The organism is Variovorax sp. N23 (genome assembly GCF_025486315.1).
Lineage (GTDB): Bacteria > Pseudomonadota > Gammaproteobacteria > Burkholderiales > Burkholderiaceae_C > Variovorax.
In genome coordinates this window covers 1-20,391 of record NZ_JAOOPY010000010.1, presented here as the reverse complement: position 1 = coordinate 20,391, position 20,391 = coordinate 1, and the positions used below count along the sequence as shown (strand labels likewise).

Below are 20,391 nucleotides of genomic sequence, written 5' to 3'. Positions count from 1 at the left end.
CCATGCAACTCCTCCTACGATGGCTCCTCAGCGCGGCGGCACTGCTCGCCGTCACCTACCTCTACAGCGGCGTGCAGGTGAGCAGCTTCACCTCGGCGCTGATCGCGGCCGCGGTGATCGGCCTGCTCAACATGATCGTGCGGCCGGTGCTGGTGGTGCTGACGCTGCCGGTCACCATCGTCACCTTCGGCCTCTTCCTCTTCGTCATCAACGCGCTGATGTTCTGGGCCGCATCGGGCCTGCTCGGCGGCTTCGTCGTGCGGGGCTTCGTCGCCGCGCTGATCGGCTCGCTGATCTATTCGCTGCTGCGCCTGCTCATCGAAGCCGCGCTGGGCGGCTTCACGAAGCGCTGAGGTTCTCTTCGCGGGCCAGCTGCCCGAGCGTCTCGTAGACGAAGCGCGGCGGCTGGATCTCCCAGCCGAAGCGCTCGCGGATGGCCATCACGGCGCGCATCGCGAGCAGCGAATGGCCGCCCAGGTCGAAGAAGTTGTCGCGCAGGTCGACCGTGTGGATGCCCAGCAGTTCGCACCAGACCTCGGCGATGGCGCGCTCGGCCGACGTGCTGGGTGCCACACGGCTGACGCGGGTGGCCGCGCGCACCTCCACATGCGGCGCCGGCAGGGCGTTGCGGTCGATCTTGCCGTTGGGCAGCAGCGGCAGCGCGTCCAGCACCACGACGTGCTGCGGCAGCATGTACTCGGGCAGACGCGTGCGCAGGTGGTCGCGCAGCAATGACGTGTCGGGCGCTTCGCCGCGCGGAACGACGTAGGCCACCAGCCGCACGTCGTCCTCGCTCTGCGCGTGCGTCGCGACAACGGCTTCGGCCACCGACGGGTGGTCGCGCAGCGCGGCCTCGATCTCGCCCAGCTCGATGCGCAGGCCGCGCAGCTTCACCTGTCGGTCGAGCCGGCCCAGGTGCTCCAGCCAGCCGTCGTGCCGCCAGCGGCCCAGGTCGCCGGTGCGGTAGAAGCGCGCGCCGGGCTCGTCGCTGTCGAGGTCGGGCGGAAAGCGGTCGGCGGTGAGTTCGTCGCGCTGGTGGTAACCCAGCGTGACACCGACCCCGCCGATGCACAGCTCGCCGGGCACGCCGATCGGGCACAGCTGGCCGTCGGCGTCGCGCACCTGGATGTCGGTGTTGTCGATGGGCCGGCCGATGGAGATGCCGTCGCGCGGCGCGCTGACGCGCCACACGCTCGACCACACGGTGGTCTCGGTCGGCCCGTACATGTTCCAGAGCTCGACGCCGCGCTCGAGCAGCCGCTCGGCCAGCGCGGCCGGCAGCGCCTCGCCGCCGATCAGCGCCTTGAAATGCGGCACCCCGTCGGGCCGCTGCCAGCCGGCGTCGAGCAGCATGCGCCAGAGCGTCGGCGTGGCCTGCATGACGGTGGCGCGCTCGCGTGCGATCAGGTCGCGCAGCGCGTGCGGGTCGTGCACCTGCGCGGCATCGGCCAGCACGACGCGTGCGCCGACGGCCAGCGGCAGCAGCAGTTCGAGCACGGCGATGTCGAAGGACAGCGTGGTGACCGCCACCAGCCGATCGTCCGCGGCCAGCCCCGGCGTGTGCGCCATGCTGGCGAGGAAGTTGACCACCGCCCGGTGCGGCACCGCCACGCCCTTGGGAAGGCCGGTGGAGCCGGAGGTGTAGATCATGTAGGCCGCGTCGAGCGGGCCGGCGTCCTGCGACGCATCGGGCGCGAGCGCTTCGCCCTGCCCCGGCGCGACGGGCCCGTCCATGTCGAGCGCCAGCACCGGCACGCCGGCCGCGGCGAGCCAGCCCGCCGGCACGCCGCGCGTGACGAGCGCCGACAGGCCGGCGTCTTCGGCCATGAAGCGCAGGCGCTCTTCCGGAAAGCCCGGGTCGAGCGGCACGTAGGCCGCGCCCGACTTGAGCACGCCCAGCAGCGCCACCAGCAGGCCGGCATCGCGTGCGACGCCCAGGCCCACGCGCTGGCCCCGGCCGATGCCGCGGGCGCGCAGCGTGCGTGCGAGTGCGTTGGCGCGGGCTTCGAGTTCGCCGAACGACAGGGTGGCGCCCTGCGCGTCGACCAGCGCCACGGCATCGTCGCCCACCGGGCGCGCGCCGAGCAGGTAGCGGTGCACCGTCTGCGCCGCGGGCAACGGGCGCCGCGTGGCGTTCCAGCCGTCGCGCAGGAAGGCCTGCTGCGACGGCGCGACGGTCGGCACCTGCGACAGCGGCAGCGAGGGCGTGGCGAGCAGCCGCTCGATCAGCGCGAGGTAGTTCTCGAGCATGCGCTCGACCGTGCCAGGCGCATACAGGTCGGTGGAGTACTCGAAGTGCACGCGGTGGGTGAACTCGGTGTCGATGTGCACCGACAGGTCGAACTGCGCGGTGGCACGGTCGAACGGGAATTCCTCCACCTCCAGGCCGGCATGGTCGAGCCGGCCGAGCGGTGCGTTCAGCACGTTGAAGAGCACGCGCACCAGCCCTTCGGGGTGCGCCGCGCGGTCATGGCCGAGCGACTCGACCAGTTCGTCGAAGGGCGCTTCCTGGTGGGCATAGGCTTCGACCGCGGTGGCGCGCACGCGCTGCACCAGCGTGTCGAAGCTCGGATCGCCGCCGAGGTCGGTGCGCATCACCAGCGTGTTGACCAGCGTGCCGACCAGGTGCTCGGCCGCGAAGCGGTGGCGGTTGGCGACCGGCGTGCCCACGGCGATGTCGGTGCTGCGCGCCTGGCGCGTGAGCATCAGCTTGAAGGCCGCCAGCAGCACGACGAAGGGCGTGACCGATGCGCGCGCACCGTAGGCCCGCAGGGCCGCGCGCAGGCCGACCGGCAGCGTGGCGGAAACACGCGCACCGCGGAAGCTCGGGCGCAGCGGCCGCGGAAAATCGGTCGGCAGGTCGAGCGGCGTCAGGTGGGCCAGCCGCCAGCGCCAGTAGTCCATCTGCGGCCGGCGCTGCGCCACCGACGACGGGCTGCGCTGCCAGGCGGCGTAGTCGGCATACGCGACCGGGATGGGGTCGAGTTCGGGCTCGCGCCCGGCCTGCCAGGCGGCGTAGGCGGCCAGGGCCTCGCGCATCAGCACCGCGAAGGACCAGTTGTCGGCGATGGCATGGTGCATCACCCAGAGCAGCACCTGGTCGTTGGCGCCCAGGCGCAGCACCGTGGCGCGGTGCAGCGGGGCGCGGTCGAGCGCGAAGGGCGTGTCCAGCCGCTCGGCCAGCAGCGTGCGCGCCTGCGCCAGGCGGTCGGGCCGATCGGCGAGGTCGATCTGCTCGATCGGCGCCGGCGCCGAGGGCTCGATGACCTGCATAGGCTCGGCACCGTCGAGCACGAGGCGGGTGCGCAGGCTCTCGTGGCGCTCGGCCATGTGGTCGAACGCGCGCTGCAGCAGCGCCACGTCGAGCGCGCCGCGGATGCGCAGCGAGACCGCGACGTTGTAGGCGGTGGAGGCCGGGTCGAACTGCTGGATGATCCACATGCGCCGCTGCGACAGCGACACCGGCAGCGGCACGCCGCGCGGCACGCGCGCAATGGCCGCAGGCACGGCCGGCGCCACGCCGCCGCGCTCGGCCAGCAGCCGCGTGACATGGTCGGCCAGCGCCGCGACGCTGGTGTGGTCGAACAGCGCGCCGAGCGGCAGGTCGAGCCCGAGCTGCTGGCTCACCCGCGACGCCACCTGCGTCATCAGCAGCGAGGTACCGCCCAGCTCGAAGAAGTTCTCGTGCACACCGAAGGCGGTGGTGTCGAGCACCTCGCGCCAGATGTCCCAGATCGTCTGCTCGGCGGCGTCGCGCGGCATCTCGTGCATGGAGGGCGCGGCGGCGCCGTCGGCGGCCTCGTCGACGCTCGGCGGCAGCGCCTCGCGCGTGACGGCGGCCTGGATGTCGAGCGCACCGTCGAGGTAGCGCTGGCGGATGGCGCGGCGCTGGATCTTGCCGCTGGAGCTGCGCGGCAGCGAGCCGGAGCGCACCAGCACCACGGCCTCGACCGGCAGGCCGTGCGCCTCGCCGACGGCGCGCCGCACCGCGGCCGCTGCGGCGAGGGCGTCGTCGTCACGGGTGCGGCGTTCGGTCTCGAGCGCCAGCACCAGCGCCTCGCCGTCGGGCGTGTCCACCGAGAAGGCCGCACCGTAGCCCGGCCGCAGCGCCGGGTGCGCATGCTCGGCCGTCCACTCGATGTCCTGCGGGTAGTGGTTGCCGCCGTGCACGATCACCAGGTCCTTGAGCCGGCCGGTGACGAAGAGTTCGCCGTCGGCCATGAAGCCGAGGTCGCCGGTGCGCAGGAAGGGGCCATCGACATCGGCCAGGCGCGCGCCGAAGCCGGCCTCGGTCAGCTCGGGCTGGCGCCAGTAGCCATGGCCGACGCTGGGCGACTGCACCCAGATCTCGCCCACCGCGTCGGCCGCCGCCACGGCGCCGGTCGCCGGGTCGACGATGCGCAGGGTGGTGTGCGCGAGTGGCTGGCCGCAGCCGACGATGCGGACCGCCCCCGTGCCGTCGCTCCGCGCGGGCACGACGCGGTCCTGCCGGAGCGCCTGGGCGTCGAGCGCCAGCAGGCGCGGCGGCCGGTCGGTGGCCGACAGCGTGACGCCCAGCACCGTCTCGGCCATGCCGTAGGCGGGCATGAAGGCCTCGGGGCGCAGGCCCGCGGCGCCGAACACCTCGAGCACGCGCTCGACCGCATCGGCACGCAGCGGCTCGGCACCGCAGCTGAGCGACACCAGCGACGAGAGGTCGCTCGCGAGCGGGGCGTCGGCGAGCGCCCGCAGGCACGCCACGTAGGCCGACATCGGCGCGCCGGTGTGCGTGATGCGCAGCGCACCGACCGCCTCGAGCCAGCGCAGCGGACGGCGCAGGAAGGTCAGCGGCGACATCAGCCAGCCGGTGGCCCCGGCATAGAAGGGCACCAGCAGCCCGCAGACCAGCCCGTAGTCGTGGAAGTGCGGCAGCCAGGTGAGCATGCGGGTCTGGGCGTCGACCCGGCCGGCCGCGTTGAGCGCCTGCACGTTGGCCAGCGCCTGCGCGTGGCTGATGCGCACACCGCGCGGGGCCAGCGTCGAGCCCGAGGTGTACTGGAGGTAGGCCAGCGCATCGGCGCCGACGAAGGGCAGCTGGGCGGGCACGGCAGGCTCGGCCGCCTCGAGTTCGGCCGTCGAGATCCAGCGCGCCGCGGTGAACAGCGACGGCTCGAGCGTCTGGCGCGCGCTGTCGAGCAGGTCGGCGGCGGTCCACACCAGCGAGGCGCCGGTGTCCTCGAGGATGCCGCGCAGGCGCGGCGCCGAGCGCAGCAGCCGCACCGGGTCGGGCGCCGGCACCGGCACCGCCACGCAGCCGCTGAGCATGCAGGCCCAGAAGGCGCGCACGAAGTCGAGCCCCGGCGGCAGCGCCAGCAGGACGCGGTCACCGGGCCGCGCGAACGCCGCCAGACGCGCGGCCAGCCGATGGCTGTCGATGGACAGGTCCCCGTAGCTCAGTTGCTCGCCAGGGGAGAGGTCGTCCTTCAGGAAGATGTAGGCGAGACGGTCGGGGTGCTCGGCGCAGCGCGACTCGAAGACGGCGGTCAGGGAATTCAGGGACACAAGGCCTGCATCATGGTTCATGGTCGGCGCGGCTCCGGCGCAGTGCTGCCAGGCAGCGGAGATGGCGCATCGACCTGCGGGGAAAGGTGGTCGCGGCCGGGGCAAGCCCGGCGATGGGGGGAATCATCGTCCACAGCTCTCAGCGCAAGGGTGGTTCGGCCTGCTGCTCGCGCAGCAGGGCTTCGACGGCGCGCGCCCGGGTATCGATGATCGAGGCCTCGTAGTGATCGACCGTACCGCCCGTGCCCCGGGCCGCCAGATCCTGGGCGGCCTTGAACCGGTCGCGCGCCGCGGCGTAGTCGAGCACAGCCACGTTCGCTTCGGCGTAGGCGCGTACCGCGCGCAAGGTGTCGTTCTGCGCGCTATAGACGGAGGCGAGCATCTGCCACGCCCCGGCATCGCGCGGATGCGTGGCCACCCAGTCGCGCAAGGGCGCAGCGGCCGGCCCCGCCTGGCGCATGGCGACGGCCGCCTGTGCCGCGAGCAGCATTTCGGCGCGCGTGCCGGCGCGCACATCGAGCAGCGCGGCCGCCTGCGGGGCGGCGCCCGCGGCGAGGTACAGCTCGGCGCTGAGCAGCCGCGCCAGGCGCGCCGACGCGGGGTCGGCCGCGGCGAGCGGGGTGAGCCGATCGGACAGCGCGCGGGCGGCGCGGCCGTCGCGCAGCTCGTTGGCCGCCAGCGCCGCGGCGGCGAGCATGCCGGCCTGCTGGGCCGGCGAACGCCGCGCGAACTCGGTGCCCGAGGCGGCGTCGATCCACAGGCGCAGCACGTCGACACCCGGGCGCGACAGCACGCGGGCGCGGGCGGCGACGATGGCGTGGTCCATGCGCAGCGCGGGTGCCGCCGCGGTGCGCGGGCCGGCCGGCCGCGCGGCGCCGGCGAGCCCCAGCCCGGCGCTCGCATCTTCGGGCGCGGCGCCGTCGCCGCGGAACTGGAAGCGCGCCTGCATGTCGGAGATGCGCTCGCTGTTGAGCGGATGGCTGCGCAGGTAGGGGTAGGAGCCGTTGTCGTTCAGGCGCGAGGCGTACTGCAGCTTCTCGAACATCGAGGCCGCGCCCTGGGGCGCGAAGCCGGCCTGCGTCATCACGCCGAAGCCGACACGGTCGGCCTCGCGCTCCATGTCGCGCGAGAAGTTGAGCTGGTTCTGCATGGCCATGGCCTGGCTGCCCATGATCATGGCCTGACCCGCGTCACCGTTGCGGCTCTTGCTGGCGGCGATCACGCCCAGCACCAGGGCCGCCAGCATCAGCGGCATGTCGCGGCTCTGCTTGGCCATGATGCGGGCGATGTGCCGCTGCGTGACGTGCGACAGCTCGTGGCCCAGCACGGTGGCGAGTTCGTCGCGGCTGTCGGTCACGGCGATCAGCCCCAGGTGCACGCCGAGGTAGCCGCCGGGCAGCGCGAAGGCGTTGATGCTGCGGTCGCGCCCCAGCAGCACGGCCCAGGCGAAGCGCTCGTCGAGTTCGGGCGTGAGTTCGCCGCGCACCCGCGCCGCGGCCAGCAGCGGCTGCCAGATGGCCTGCACGTAGTCGACCAGCACCGGGTCGTCGATGTAGTCGGGGTCGCGGTAGAGCTCGCGGGCGATCTGGTCGCCCAGCCGGCGCTCGGCCGCCGCCGTCATCTCGCCGCCGTCGCCCAGGCCCGGCAGCAGCTGCGCCTGGGCGGCCAACGGCACCAGCACCTGCGACGCGACCAGCACGGCCACGGCGGCCGCACGCAGCGTGCGGCGCAGGGGGCGGCGCAGAGGACGGCTCTGGGCGCAGGGGCGGACGGTCGGGCGCGGCATGGCGTGCAGCTTCTCCAGGTAACGAGGGCCCCGTATGATGCACACACGACGCGAACGTTCATCATGAGCAAGCTCACCCACTTCGACGCACAAGGCCAGGCCCACATGGTGGACGTGGCCGCCAAGCCCGCCACGCACCGCGTCGCGGTGGCCACCGGCCGCATCCAGATGCAGGCCAACACGCTGGCGCTGATCGAATCGGGCACCGCCAAGAAGGGCGACGTGCTCGGCATCGCGCGCATCGCCGGCATCCAGGCGGCCAAGAAGACCAGCGACCTGATTCCCCTGTGCCACCCGCTCGCGCTCACCCGCGTGGCCGTGGCCTTCGCGCTCTCCGAGGGCGGCGTGCCCGAGGTGGTGTGCACCGCGACCGTCGAGACGGTCGGCCCCACCGGCGTCGAGATGGAAGCCCTGACCGCCGTGCAGGTGGCGCTGCTCACCATCTACGACATGTGCAAGGCGGTCGACCGCGGCATGACGATCACGGACGTGCGGGTGTTGGAGAAGCACGGCGGTAAGTCCGGGAGCTACGTGGCCGACTGACGCGCCGCGGCCGGCTGCGCGGCGGCGTTCGCGGCCAGCGTCTGGCGGTAGATGGCCTCGATGCGGTCGAGCGCACTTTCGGAATCGAAACGGCGCACCTGCGACAGCCCCTGGTCGATGGCGAGCTGCCGTTCGAGCGGCGACAGCGCCAGCACCTTCGCGATCACGCCGGCGGCGGCCGCCGCCCATGCCGCATCGGCGGGCGCCTTGGCATCGGCCGGCGGCACATAGAACGCGGCACTGCCGCCGACCTCGTTCATCGGCGCGGCATCGGTGGTGATGACGGGGCAGCCCGAGGCCATGGCTTCCGCGATGGGCCAGCCGAAGCCCTCGGCGATCGACGGAAACAGGAACGCGGTGGCGGTGCCGTAGAGCCCGATCAGCACGTCGTCGTCGACCTTCGACAGAAAGTGCACCTCGTTCGGCGCATGCATGGCCAGCCGCTGGCTGGCCAGCGCGTCCGGCGGCGGCGGGCCGACCATCAGCAGCGGCAGGCCTTCGGGCGTGCTGCGGCGCCAGCGGTCGACCATGGCGAGCACCCCGGCGCGGTTCTTGTACCAGACGTTCACGCCGACGTGCAGCAGGAAGCCGCGCGACAGGTCGATGCCCAGCCGACGCCCGAGCGCCGCACGCTGGGCCGTGACGTCCTTGGCCGGAACGAACTGCGGATTGACGCCGTTGTAGACCACCTCGATGGTCGGTGCCGGCCCGACGAAGCCGCGCAGGTCCTGCTCGGTCTTCTTCGAGATGGCGATGAAGCGCCGCCCCTGCGCGAAGCCCCGGCGGATGTAGCGCTGGTACAGCCGGCCGCTCCACCCCGGGCGGTTCAGCGGCACCCGGCCCAGGGCGGAATGCTGCGCCAGCAGGTCGTGGCAGTGGATGACGTGCGGCCGCGCCGCCACCAGCGGCACCCACGGCCCGAGCGAATGGTCGCTGAAGACATACAGCGTGTCGGCCGGCAGGGCCGCCATCTGCCGGCGCACCCAGCGCGGGAACACCGCGAACTGGTCGAGGTAGCCCATCCACTTCTTCAGGCGCTCGGGCACCGGCAGCGCATGGAAGCCCGGCTGCGGCGCCCAGATGCGCACCCGGTGGCCGCGCGCGGCCATGCCGTCGGCCAGCCACTGCGTGTAGCGCGGCATGCTGGCCGAGCCGAGGAAGGTCGGGTGCGCAAAAAGGACGATGTTCATAGGACGATGTTCATGCGACGGCACCCATGGGTTCGTTCTGCACCGCGCGCAGGGCGCGGAGCAATCGCTGGGCCGCCTCGCTGGCGGCGAAGTGGCGCCGGTAGGCGGCGAAGGCGGCCACGCCACGCGCCGTGCGCTCGGCGGGCGTCAGCGCGAACCAGCGCGTCAGCAGGCGCTTCACGCCGACCTCGGTGTCCTCGTCGACCAGGCCGCCCGGCGCGCATTCGCGCCAGATGTTGACCTGCGGGCTGATCAGCACCGGCTTGCCGCAGGCCATCGCCTCGACCACCGCGATGCCGAAGTTCTCCTGGTGGCTCGGCAGCACGAAGGCCTCGCAGCCGTAGAGCGCGCCCCACTTTTCGTCGCCGCGCAGCATGCCGGGGAAATGCACGTCGGGGTGGCCGTCGGCCAGCGCGAGCAGGCTGCGGCCATGGTCGCTGTCGAGGCCGGGGCCGGCGATCACCAGCGCCGGCATGTCGGGCCGCTCGCGGCACAGCTCGAGGTAGGCGCGCAGCAGCAGGTCGGTGCCCTTCTTCTCGTGGACGCGGCCGAGAAAGAGCAGGTAGGGCTTGCCCGCCAGGCCGGGGCAGCGGGCCGCGAAGGCCGGCGCCATGGCGGGCGTCAGCGGCGGCGGCGCCTGGATGCCGAAGCCGACGTCGAGCTCGCGCTGCGGCCGGTAGGGCGAAAAGGGCTCGCGGGCCAGGAGCAGTTCCTGCGCGCAGGTGAAGAGCACGCCGTCGGCACCGTTGACCGCGGCGCCTTCGAACAGCTTCCACGCCAGCACGTTGCGAAGCGCCTTCCACCGACGCTCGGGGGCTTTCTGGAAATAGGGGTCGAGCATGCCGTGCGGCATCACGTAGAAGCGCGGGCCGGCCGCCGACTGCGCACGCCGCAGCTGCCGCAAGACGCGCCAGGTGCCGGCGTTGTTGTGCAGCCAGAGCCCCTGCGCGATGACCGCGTCGAAGCGCGAGACGTTTTCCTCCAGCCATGGCCGCAGCGCGGCGCAGTAGGCGTAGGGCCCCTTGGCCGGGCCGATGGCGTGGACGGGGAAGTCGTCCTGCCCGAGAAAGCCCGCGTCGGGCGCGTCGAAGCTCAATACCTCGCTGTGGACGCCGAGCGTCGCCAGCGCCGGCACCAGGTTGCGGACGCCCTGCGACAGCCCGCCCTTGACCGGGTCCATGCTGGAAATGACGCTCAGGATCTTCATTCGGGGCAAACGATAGGCAGTCGAAAGTTTACATTTTGACCCAAATTGTGACTAGCGATGCTCAATCTCCCGGTGCGTCGGGTGCTTCCCCTAGGATCCACCGGGCATATTCCACGGGATAGGCGATCTTGAAGCGCGCCGCCAGGGCCAGCGCCTCGTCGTCGCGGTCGAGCAGCGTGGCGCTTTCGACAAGTTTGGCGACCACCCGCGGCTCCGGCGAGAAGTGCATGACACCCCGCGCCAGCGTGTTCACCGCCGCCGCATTGGCGCGCACCACCGGCGTGAGCGACAGCTCGGCGAACTGCACCTGGCCGGCGAACAGCCAGGAGGCGCGGAGCTTTTCCAGGGTGTGCTCCTGCCAGGGCGGCAGCCGCTCGGCGCGGGCCACGTAGATCTGGCTGATGCGCAGGTAGTCCCAGCCGGTGTAGGCCACCACGGCCACCAGCAGCGCCGTCACGGCGTGCACCGCGACCGGCCCGGTGCGCCGGGGCGCCGCCACGTCGACCGCCGAGGTCGCCGGCCACAGCAGCCCCAGGCAGAGGCCGAACACCAGCTGGAAGGGGCCGTACCACAGCGGGTACTCGAGCAGGCTGTGCAGCACCATCGCGCCGAGCACGCCCCAGGCCATCAGCCGCGTGGGGTCGCGTTCGCGCCAGGGCCGGGCGCCCAGCACCAGCGCCATGAAGCCGGCACAGACCGCCACCGCCACGGGCACACCCAGCTCCACCGCCAGGTGCAGCGGCAGGTTGTGGGCGTTGTCCAGGATCTCGACGAAGCGCGGCCCGGCGTACAGATGACTGAAATGCGCGAAGCTCAGCTCCCCCCAGCCCCAGCCACCCCAGGGGCGCTCGGCGACCAGGTCGAGCACGTTGCGCCACAGCAGCAGCCGGCTGTGGCCGTCGGGCGCGCCTTCGCGCAGGCGGCGCAGCATGTCTTCGACGGCCGGGCCGGCCAGCCTCGGCAGCAGGCTGGCCGCGACGAAATAGGCCGGAACCAGCGACAGCAGCCCCACCGGGTGCGGCAGCCGCGGCGCCGCGGCCGCCCGGCCCCGACGCTCCCCCCACGCGAGCGCGGCCGCCGCCACGCTGATCGCCAGCCACTGCAGCAGCCCGGTGCGCGAGGTCGACGCGGCGGCCGCCAGCGTCAGCAGCCCCACGCCGCCCCACCATGCCAGCCGGGCGCGCCCGCCGACGCCGAAGCCCGCATGCAGCCACAGCGCCGCGACCAGCGCCATCGAGATCAGCGTGGCGAACTGGTTGCGCTGGCGCAGGTTGCCGTAGGCCTGCCCGACGTCGGGCGCGGTGGTGAAGGGGCCCAGCCAGTCGGCCGCCCCGTAGTACTGGCACAGGCCGAGCACGGCGCTGAGCACGCCGGCGGCGAAGAGCCCGCGCGCCAGCGGCGCCGCCGCCTCGTCACGCCCATCATGCCCGCCACGCCCACGCGCCCACCCCGCCCCGACCGACGCGGCCACGGCCGCCATCGCCAGCGCCACGCAGGCGCCCAGGCTCTGCGACAGATCGTGCCCGCGACGCAGCGCGATCGACGCAGCCAGAAATGCCAGGAGCGCCAGCACGCCCCGCGACGGCAACGCCCGCGGGCTGAGCGCCCACAGCGCCGTCGCGCAGGCCCAGGCGACCAGCAGTTGCCAGACGTTGGCGGAGGGGCCGGCGACGAGGGGGGAGAGGAAGGGGAAGGCGATCAGGGCCGCAGGGACGAAGCCCGGCGCGCCGGCCGAGGGGGTGGCAAGCGGGGTGGCGGGAGAACGCATGGGGCGATTGTGCCGACCGAATCAGTTGCTTTTTTCCATCGCGTCATGGACGGAAGGCGGCAGCGGGCGGACAAGCGGTTAACGTCTGAGTCCCTGTTTTGGTGACAATTTGTCACTATTGCCAATTGCAATCCACAAAGGTCATCCAGTGTCCAAAGCCGTACATCGCCGACTGCGAGCTTCCCGAGGTTTCACGTTGATCGAGGTGATGATCGTTGTCGGGATCATCGGCATCCTGGCTGCGATCGCACTGCCGAGTTATCGCGACTACGTGCTGCGCGGGCAGATCGTGGAAGCCCAGAACGCTCTTTCGACATTGCGCGCCAACCTGGAGCGGCATTTTCAGGACAACCGGCAGTACACAACGCAAGGGAGCTTCACCACCCCGTGCCCGCCCGACGGAACACCCATCCGCGCCGGCACCTTCACCATCACGTGCTCGACGCTCACGGCGACCACGTTCACAGCGCTGGCGGTCGGAAGCGGTCCGACCAACGATTTCAAGTTCACCATCAATCAGCAGGACACGCGGGCCACGCCCTCGGCCGGCGCCGGTTGGACGCTGTGTGACACCGCGTGGCTGACCAGGAAGGGCATGGCCTGCCCGGCATCATGAGCCGCCGACGTGCCCGCGCAGCGGGTTTCACCCTCATCGAATTGATGGTCACCATCACGCTGCTGGCCATTCTGGCCATGCTGGCTGCGCCCTCGTTCAGTACCTGGATCAAGAACAGCCAGTTGCGCGCGACCGCCGAGGCATTGCAGAACGGCTTGCGCCTGGCACAGGCCGAAGCGCTGCGCCGCAATCGGCAAACGGTGTTCTCGCTGACCAACAGCGCCTCTCCGGAAACGGGCCTGACAGCGGTCACGAACGGACGCTACTGGTCCATCAACACGGTGGTGCTGACCGGCGAAACGACGGACGTCGCCGCGTTCGTGCAGTCGGGCGTGCTGACCAACACAGGCGTGTCGATCACAGGGCCGGCGTCGATCTGCTTCAGCTCGCTCGGGCGACTGATCGCCAATGCGACGCCCGGCATCGATGGCGCCGATTGCGCGGCCAATGCGGCGGTCGACTACAACCTCTCGGTGCCCGACTCCACCGATACGCGGCGGCTGCGCGTCACCGTTGCGCTCGGTGGTCAAGTTCGCATGTGCGACCTCGATAAGACGCTTTCCGCCAGTCATCCCGATGGATGTGCGCCATGAAGAAACAACGTTGCCCCCAACTCTTGCTTGCTGAGCGGCGGCCCCAACGCGGCATGGCCCTCCTCGAAGTGCTGGTGTCGGTGCTGCTGTTCTCGCTGGGCATCCTCGGGCTGATCGGCCTCCAGGCCCGTGCCATCAACTACTCCGTCGAGGTGGAGGACCGCAACCGCGCTGCCATGCTCGCCAACGAGATCGCCAGCGCGATGTGGCTGTCCAACAGCGTCACGATCGATACCGAAGCCGGTACGCCCTCCTGGGCGGACCGTGTCAGTGCAGCCCTGCCCGGTGGCACGGTGGTGGTGGCGCCAGAAGCGACCATCCCCAACAGCGCCAACGTCACCATTGATTGGGCGCCGCCCCAACGCAAGACCAACGAAGCCGCGAGAAGCCGTCTCACCACGCGCGTCACTCTTGCGCCACCTCTATGAAAACTCCTCGCAATGCACCAGACGCACAACGCGGCGTCACCTTGGTCGAGTTGCTGGTGGCCGTCGTCATCGGGCTGGTGGTCGTGCTGGCGGCCACCAGCGTGGTGCTGGTCGGCGAAACACACAAGCGCAGCACCAGCAGCAACAACGACACCAGCCAGAGCGGCGCCTACGTGGCCTATTCGCTCGACCGCGCGCTGCGCAGCGCGGGCTCCGGCTTCGCGCTGGCCTGGGATCAAGGCATGTTCGGTTGCCGCCTGAGCGCGGCACGGATCGTGAGTAGCGGTAGCGCCGCCACGACCATCCTGCCGCGCGCAACAGCGCTGCCCGTCCCGTTTGCAGGCTTCCTGGGCGGCGCTGCGGGCGTGGCCAATTTGCGACTGGCCCCGGTCCTCATCGGCGACGGTCAATCGGCCGGCGGGTCCGACGTTCTGATGGTGATGACCGGCAACAGCCCAGCGGGGGATGTGGCCCGCCCCATCCGCTCCGACGTGACAGGCAGCAACAACCTTCGACTGGACAACACGGTCGGGATGCGCGCAGGCGACATCGGGCTCATCACCCAGCCCGGCGCGACGGACTGCCTACTCGAACAGGTCGGAACGACCGACGCGAGCTTTGCTGCCGCAGGCAACGATGTGCTGCCACTGGGCGGCGACTACCTGAACGCCAGCAGCAACCTGGCCACCATGGCCGCGAGCGGCGCCTCGTTCTTCTCGGTGCTGGGCAATCGCAATGCGGCGGGAAGCCTGCAGTTCCAGGTGTTCGGCGTCGATACGAACCGCACCCTGTTTTCCTACGACCTGCTGCGTACCGTCGGCGACGGAACCGATGCGGCGGCCCTGCAGGCGCTGGCCGACGGCGTCACCGAGCTGCATGCCATGTACGGCATCGACCCCACAGCGCCCCATACAGGCGCGCACCTGCAATGGGTCGCCCCCACAGGGACGTGGGCCATCGCCAATGTCCTGGCCGACCCGAACCTCATGCGTCAGATCGTGGCCGTGCGCGTGGCCATCGTGATGCGCGGCGACCACTACGAGAAGGCGGAGGTCACGCGCGAGCGGCAGGTCCTGTTCGAGGGCACGCCCGGTGAGATCGCGGCGGACACCTACACCGAGGACAGCGACAACCGGCACTTCCGCCTGCGGGTGATCGACACCACGATCCCGCTGCGCAACATGCTGCTGCTGGCGACATCATGATGAAGAACCGAAAGCCGAATGGCGCAGCGTCTCGCAGGGCAGGACGTCAGCACGGGGTGGTCCTGCTTTTCTGCCTGGTCATCCTCGCCATCCTGCTGGCCGGGGGCGTGGCCATCCTGCGATCGATGAACGCGTCGATGTTCAGCGCCGGCAACCTGGCGTTCAAGCGCGATCTGGTCAACCAGGGCGAGCAGGCCGTGTCCACGGTGCTGCGTTCGTTTTCCAGCACGGGCGGCCTGGGTTCGGCATTGCAGACGGCCGCCAGTCAGCCCCAACTCAACTACAGCGCCATCGAACTGCAGACGAACGACCGCGGCATTCCAAGGCTGCTGCTGCAACGGTCCGCCGCTCCGACGGGCTTCGATGTGGCAGGCAACAGCTTCACGCCGGGCATCGTCGAGATCAGCGGCCGGGACGGCGTGAAGATTCGCTACGTGATCGATCGACTGTGCAACACCACAGGCACGTTCGCGACGCTCGGCAAGACCCGCTGCACCTTTTCTCCGACGGCCGCGTCACAGGTGACGGGTGGCACCGCTGGAGAGGAGCGCCCGCCTGTTCCGCCGCCGGCCATGTACCGCCTGAGCGTGCGCGTGGACGGGCCTCGCGACACGCAGGTCTTCTTGCAGACATCTTTCAGCAAGCCGGAATAACGGCGAAGAGGCTCCCATGAACAGACGTATTCGACGGCTAGCTGGCAAGCTGCTGCGAGCCAGCATCGCCACCGCTCTGGGGCTGGGCTTGGCCAGCGCCATGATCGTCTCGGCCACGACGCTGGCGGACCAGCCGGTGTTCTCGACATCCAGTGTCCCGGGCAATCTGGCGCTGACGCTGTCGGTGGAATATCCCACCGTGTCGCGCGTGGCCCACGTCGCCGACTACAGCAGCGCCAGCAGCTTCCTGGGGTACTTCGATCCCGAAAAGTGCTACGAGTATGTGCCGGACGCAACGCCGAACGGCGTGCTCACCGACACCACGCTGGGCGACTCCAGTTACTTCAAACCGGTAGGCCGAGCCACCAACCGGACCTGCAGCGGCCGATGGAGCGGCAACTTTCTCAACTGGGCCACGCTCACCGCCATCGACCCCTTTCGCTGGGCCATGACGGGGGGGCGCCGCGTCGTCGACACCGCGACCGAGACCATCATCGAAAAAGGCCGGAATGCCGGACAAGGCTACTTCCCCACCCGCGACCAGACGGCCCGTACCGAAGGCCGCATTCCGCTGAATCAGGTCGCTGGCGCCACGCCGTTCTCGACCGCGACCGCGCTGTCTGTGGAGATCAATGGACGCGGCTTCGCGATGCGGCTCGGCGTCAGTGGTGCTGTCACACGGACCATGACGGCGTACTACTACAACAACACCACGTTCAGTGGCTCGCCGGTTGTCAAGAACAACGATTCCGCCTATCACGATTGGGGCACCGGCAGTCCGGCAACGGGCATCAATGCCGACAACTTCTCGGCCCGCTTCGAAGGCACCTTTACGGCCCCCGAGACGGGCAACTATGTGTTTCGCACCAACTCGGACGACGGTGTGCGCGTGTGGGTGTCGACCAACGGGGGCACCTTCACCGCTTGCGGCACCACCGGGGGCAATTGCGTCATCAACAACTGGACGGACCACGGGCCGCTCCTCGATGACTCCGTGGCCATTCCCATGACGGGTGGCCAGACCTTCAGCGTGCGGGTCGAGTACTACGAATCCGCCGGTGGTGCCGTCATGCAATTGATGTGGCGCAAGCCTTCTTCCGGCAGCTTCACCACCTTCAGCGACGACTCGGGCACCAACGACTACACCGTGCGCGTGAAGGTGTGCGACCCTTCGGCCGCCGCGGGCGGACTGGAAGGAAACTGCAAAGCCTATGGCAGCAACTACAAGCCCGAAGGGCTGATCCAGCAATACGCCGACAAGATGCGCTACAGCGCATTCGGCTACCTGAACGACGACAACGAGTACCGGGACGGTGCGGTGCTGCGAGCGCGGCAGAAGTTCGTCGGCCCCACCTACCCGGTGCCGGGCCAGGTGCCGGCGATCAACACCGGACGCGAGTGGGACGCCAGCACCGGCGTCTTCCTGCGCAACCCCGACCCGACCGACGCCACCAACACGACCGCCGCCACCGTTCAGGACAGCGGCGTGATGAACTACCTCAACAAGTTCGGGCAGCTCATGCCTGGAACCTACAAGGCCATCGACCCGGTCAACGAGTTGTTCTATGCAGCGCTGCGCTACTACCGCAACCTGGGCAACGTGCCCGCCTGGAGCGACATGAGCGGGGCAAGCAACGCTGCCACGCGCACCAAATGGGTCGATGGCTTCCCGGTCATCACCAACTGGGGCGACCCGATCCAGTACTCGTGCCAGCGCAACTTCGTGCTGGGCATCGGCGATATCTATACGCACCGGGACAAGAACGTGCCCGGCAATACGCTCACCGATCACGAGCCGACCATGCCGACGGAGGTGCGCGCCGACTTCACGAACAATGCAGCTGTCGCGGATGCCGTCGCGTCGACCAACAAGGTCAAGAGCTTGCAGGGCCTGGGGGAAAACAAGGCAACAGCGGCGACCGGCTCGGCCTACTCCACCGACTACATGGCGGGCATGGCCTATTACGCCAACACCAAGGACATCCGCAGCGACCTCACGGGCAAACAGACCGTGCAGACGTACTGGGTCGACGTGCTGGAGGCCCCCTTCGTCGCCAACAACAAGTTCTACATGGCGGCCAAGTTCGGCGGCCTCAACCAGAAGAAGCTGCCTGAGAACTTCAACCCGGACACCGTGACGGCTGCAGGCATCCCGGACGACTGGTGGACCACCAACGGCGACCTCCTGCCGGGCAACGTCAAGCGCCCCGACAACTACTTCACGGCAGGCCGCCCCGACACCATGGTGGCCGGCCTGAAGCAGGCCTTCGAGCGCATCTCCAGCGACATCGATGCCTACACCACCTCGTTCTCGCTTTCGAGCGTGGACGCGCAGTCCAGCGGCGTAGCGTCCTATGGCGCCCAGTACGACTCGAAGGACTGGACCGGTATCGTGAGCGCGACCCAGATCACCTTCGACGCGCAGGGCAACCCGGCGCCGGGCGGGGCCACGCTATGGAGCACCTCCACGACGCTGCCGGCGCAGTTGAACGGCACCGGCTGGAATACCAACCGCCGCGTCATGACCTGGAATGGCTCGCTCGGTGTGCCGTTTCGCCTGGCCAGCCTGAATACGGCGCAGGCCAATGCCCTGAACACTTCTTACGGCGGCGGCAGCGACAAGTCCAGCTATCTCGACTACCTGCGTGGCGACCGCAGCATGGAGAAGACCGACAGCGACGGCAGCAAGCCCTACCGCAAACGCGCATTGCTGCTGGGGGACGTCGTCAACTCGAAGGTGACACCCGTCGCACCGCCAGCCAAGTCCTTCTCGGAGTCGATCAACCCAGGCTACACGGCCTTCAAGACGGCCAAGGCGTCGCGGCCGACCATGGTCTACGTCGGAGCCAACGACGGGATGCTGCACGCCTTCAACGGCAGCACCGGTGCGGAACAGTTCGCCTACGTGCCCAGCGCCATCATCAGCGGTCCGAATGGAACACCGCAGGTCGATGGGCTGGCCCAGTTGGGCAGCCCGAACTACCAGCACCACTACTACGTCGATGCGACGCCGAAGGTGTTCGACGTCGACTTCAATCATGCAGGCGGCACCTTCACGACGACCAATGCCGCGACCTCCGACTGGCGCTCCGTCCTGATCGGCGGACTCGGCAAGGGCGGGCGCAGCTTCTACGCCATCGACGTGAGCGACCCCAGCACCATGACCACCGAAGGGATTGCAGCAGGGAAGGTGCTGTGGGAGTTCACCGACCCGACCATGGGCTTCAGTTACGGCGCGCCCAACGTGGTCAAGACCAAGAAGTACGGCTGGGTGGTGGTGTTGACCTCGGGCTACAACAACGACGGCGGCGGCGGCAACGGCTACCTCTACTTCGTCAATCCGAAAACCGGGGCGCTTCTGGAGAAGGTCAGCACCGGCAGCGCCTCGAACGGCTTGGCGCAAGCCGCCGCCTATGTGCAGGACTTCAGCGACAACACGGCCGATGCCTTCTACGCCGGCGACCTGGACGGCCAGATGTGGCGCTTCGACGTGACGGCAGCTCGCGGGACGACAACCCCCTACCCTGCCGCGACAAAGCTGGCGCAAACAAGCGATGGTTCGACAACACCTGCGGCACAGCCCATCACCACGCCGCCGTTGATCGAGATCCAGCCGCAGACCCGCAAGCGTTTCGTGCTGTTCGGAACCGGTCAGCTGCTCGACGCCGTCGACATCGGATCGACCCGGGCACAGAGCTTCTACAGCGTGCTGGATGGAACGATCAGCGGTTTCCGCCCTGCGGACGCGACGATGCCGGTCACCCGTTCGCAACTCACCCAGGTCACGGACCTGACCACGGGCGTCACGCTATCGTCGACGTCCCGCGGCTGGTACATCGACCTCGGCAACGATGCCGCCACAGGGGTCGGTTGGCGGCTGGTGACCAACCTGGCCACCTACAGCGGCATCGTGTCCTTCGCCCCGATGCTGACCACGGCGGACGCCTGCAGCCCGTCGGGCCGCAGCCGGCTGTACTCGGTGGACTTCGCGACCGGCCGATCGGTCCTGACCGACGTGGGGTATTCCGAATACACGAGCACGATCACGGACATCAAGTTCGTGAATATCGATGGCTCGGTGCGGGAGATCACCGGCACCAATAACGCAGAGCGCAAGAGGGAGCCATTTGAGATGCCTGCGGGCTTGGGCGTGCGGCTGTTGAACTGGCGGGAGGTGCCGACGGTGGATTGAACTTCCGGCTTGGTTGAGAGCACCGCAGTCAATCAACAGATGAGGCGGATTCAGATCTGAAGTATCTACGCCCAGCCTGTGGGTGAGTTGCTCCGCGAGCTGATCGCGTGCCTGCGCCATGCCCACCACAGCATTTGCCGCAGCGAGGGCGAGGACCACCGCTGGCAGCTCCCAACACGCTGAGCATCCATTCGACAGGCCCGTCGGCTCGACGTAACGCGTGCCCTGCGCGCCCACGCGAGATCGATGACCGCCAGTTCTCCGGCCACTGGAAGGGCGACCCGATCAAGGGGAAGGCGACGCCAGCGCGGTGCGCCCTTTGGTGGAGCGCAGCAGCTGTTTGCTGATGCTGGTGGAGCTGCCCCACCCGAAGACGACAACGGCCGCCCATGTGCTTGCGGGCCTTCAACGGCAAGCTCAACAGCATTGTCCAGCCAATGCGCCAGAACATGACCTACGACCATGGGCCGGATGGAATGCACGCCAAGCTGATCGAGCAGACCGGTGTGGCGGTGTACTTCTGCCATCCACAAAGCCCGCGGCATCGCGGCAGTAACGAGAACACCATGAGCTGGTACGGCAACCAGCCTAACAGGCTGCTGAAATACTCCCCCTGCGGACGAGCCCGTTCCTTCGCCGAGGGCTGCTTTTCACATGGCGAGCTGCGGG

General features: G+C 69.6%; 13 protein-coding genes and 1 pseudogene. 9 read left to right on the top strand and 5 right to left on the bottom strand.

Going from position 1 to position 20,391, the window contains the following annotated elements:
- Positions 1–2: 2 nt before the first annotated feature.
- Complete coding sequence (locus tag N8A90_RS15855) at positions 3–353, top strand: phage holin family protein (RefSeq protein WP_262075918.1); 351 nt, start codon at positions 3–5, stop codon at positions 351–353.
- Here the strand turns inward: N8A90_RS15855 and N8A90_RS15850 are convergent.
- Entirely contained in the window at positions 340–5,541 is a 5,202-nt protein-coding gene (locus N8A90_RS15850; protein WP_262075917.1) for a non-ribosomal peptide synthetase, read from the bottom strand. The genes N8A90_RS15855 and N8A90_RS15850 overlap by 14 nt on opposite strands.
- 139 nt (positions 5,542–5,680) lie before the next feature.
- A complete protein-coding gene (locus tag N8A90_RS15845; RefSeq protein WP_262075916.1) occupies positions 5,681–7,327 on the bottom strand; it encodes a M48 family metalloprotease in 1,647 nt (548 codons plus the stop codon).
- Positions 7,328–7,390: 63 nt separating this feature from the next.
- On the opposite strand from N8A90_RS15845, the gene moaC reads away from it, so the two are divergent.
- On the top strand, positions 7,391–7,870 hold the full coding sequence (gene moaC, locus N8A90_RS15840; protein WP_262075915.1) for a cyclic pyranopterin monophosphate synthase MoaC: 480 nt from the start codon (positions 7,391–7,393) through the stop codon (positions 7,868–7,870).
- Here the strand turns inward: moaC and N8A90_RS15835 are convergent.
- From N8A90_RS15835 to N8A90_RS15825, 3 genes are all read right to left on the bottom strand, one after another.
- Positions 7,855–9,060, bottom strand: coding sequence for a glycosyltransferase (locus tag N8A90_RS15835; protein ID WP_262075914.1), 1,206 nt, complete (start codon positions 9,058–9,060; stop codon positions 7,855–7,857). The two genes, moaC and N8A90_RS15835, sit on opposite strands and share 16 nt — an antisense overlap.
- 10 nt (positions 9,061–9,070) lie before the next feature.
- Positions 9,071–10,267, bottom strand: a complete 1,197-nt coding sequence (locus N8A90_RS15830; protein WP_262075913.1) for a glycosyltransferase — start codon at positions 10,265–10,267, stop codon at positions 9,071–9,073.
- A 61-nt stretch (positions 10,268–10,328) separates the two neighbouring features.
- Positions 10,329–12,035, bottom strand: coding sequence for a PglL family O-oligosaccharyltransferase (locus N8A90_RS15825; RefSeq protein ID WP_262075912.1), 1,707 nt, complete (start codon positions 12,033–12,035; stop codon positions 10,329–10,331).
- Positions 12,036–12,183: 148 nt separating this feature from the next.
- Here N8A90_RS15825 and N8A90_RS15815 point away from each other — a divergent pair, with 148 nt between their 5' ends.
- The 7 genes and pseudogenes from N8A90_RS15815 to N8A90_RS15785 form a co-directional block, all read left to right on the top strand.
- Positions 12,184–12,651, top strand: a complete 468-nt coding sequence (locus tag N8A90_RS15815) for a type IV pilin protein (protein ID WP_316044021.1) — start codon at positions 12,184–12,186, stop codon at positions 12,649–12,651.
- Positions 12,612–13,244 (top strand): GspH/FimT family pseudopilin, encoded by a 633-nt coding sequence (locus N8A90_RS15810; protein WP_262075911.1) that lies wholly within the window; start codon positions 12,612–12,614, stop codon positions 13,242–13,244. The genes N8A90_RS15815 and N8A90_RS15810 overlap by 40 nt, the downstream gene beginning before the upstream one ends.
- On the top strand, positions 13,241–13,672 hold the full coding sequence (pilV, locus tag N8A90_RS15805; protein ID WP_262075910.1) for a type IV pilus modification protein PilV: 432 nt from the start codon (positions 13,241–13,243) through the stop codon (positions 13,670–13,672). The genes N8A90_RS15810 and pilV overlap by 4 nt, the downstream gene beginning before the upstream one ends.
- Entirely contained in the window at positions 13,669–14,877 is a 1,209-nt protein-coding gene (locus N8A90_RS15800) for a PilW family protein (protein WP_262075909.1), read from the top strand. The genes pilV and N8A90_RS15800 overlap by 4 nt, the downstream gene beginning before the upstream one ends.
- Positions 14,874–15,530, top strand: coding sequence for a hypothetical protein (locus N8A90_RS15795; protein WP_262075908.1), 657 nt, complete (start codon positions 14,874–14,876; stop codon positions 15,528–15,530). The genes N8A90_RS15800 and N8A90_RS15795 overlap by 4 nt, the downstream gene beginning before the upstream one ends.
- Positions 15,531–15,546: 16 nt before the next feature.
- The gene (locus N8A90_RS15790; protein WP_262075907.1) at positions 15,547–19,722 is read left to right on the top strand and encodes a PilC/PilY family type IV pilus protein; all 4,176 of its coding nucleotides are present in this window, start codon (positions 15,547–15,549) and stop codon (positions 19,720–19,722) included.
- Positions 19,723–20,117: 395 nt separating this feature from the next.
- Positions 20,118–20,391, top strand: a pseudogene (locus tag N8A90_RS15785) (hypothetical protein); the annotation flags it as partial.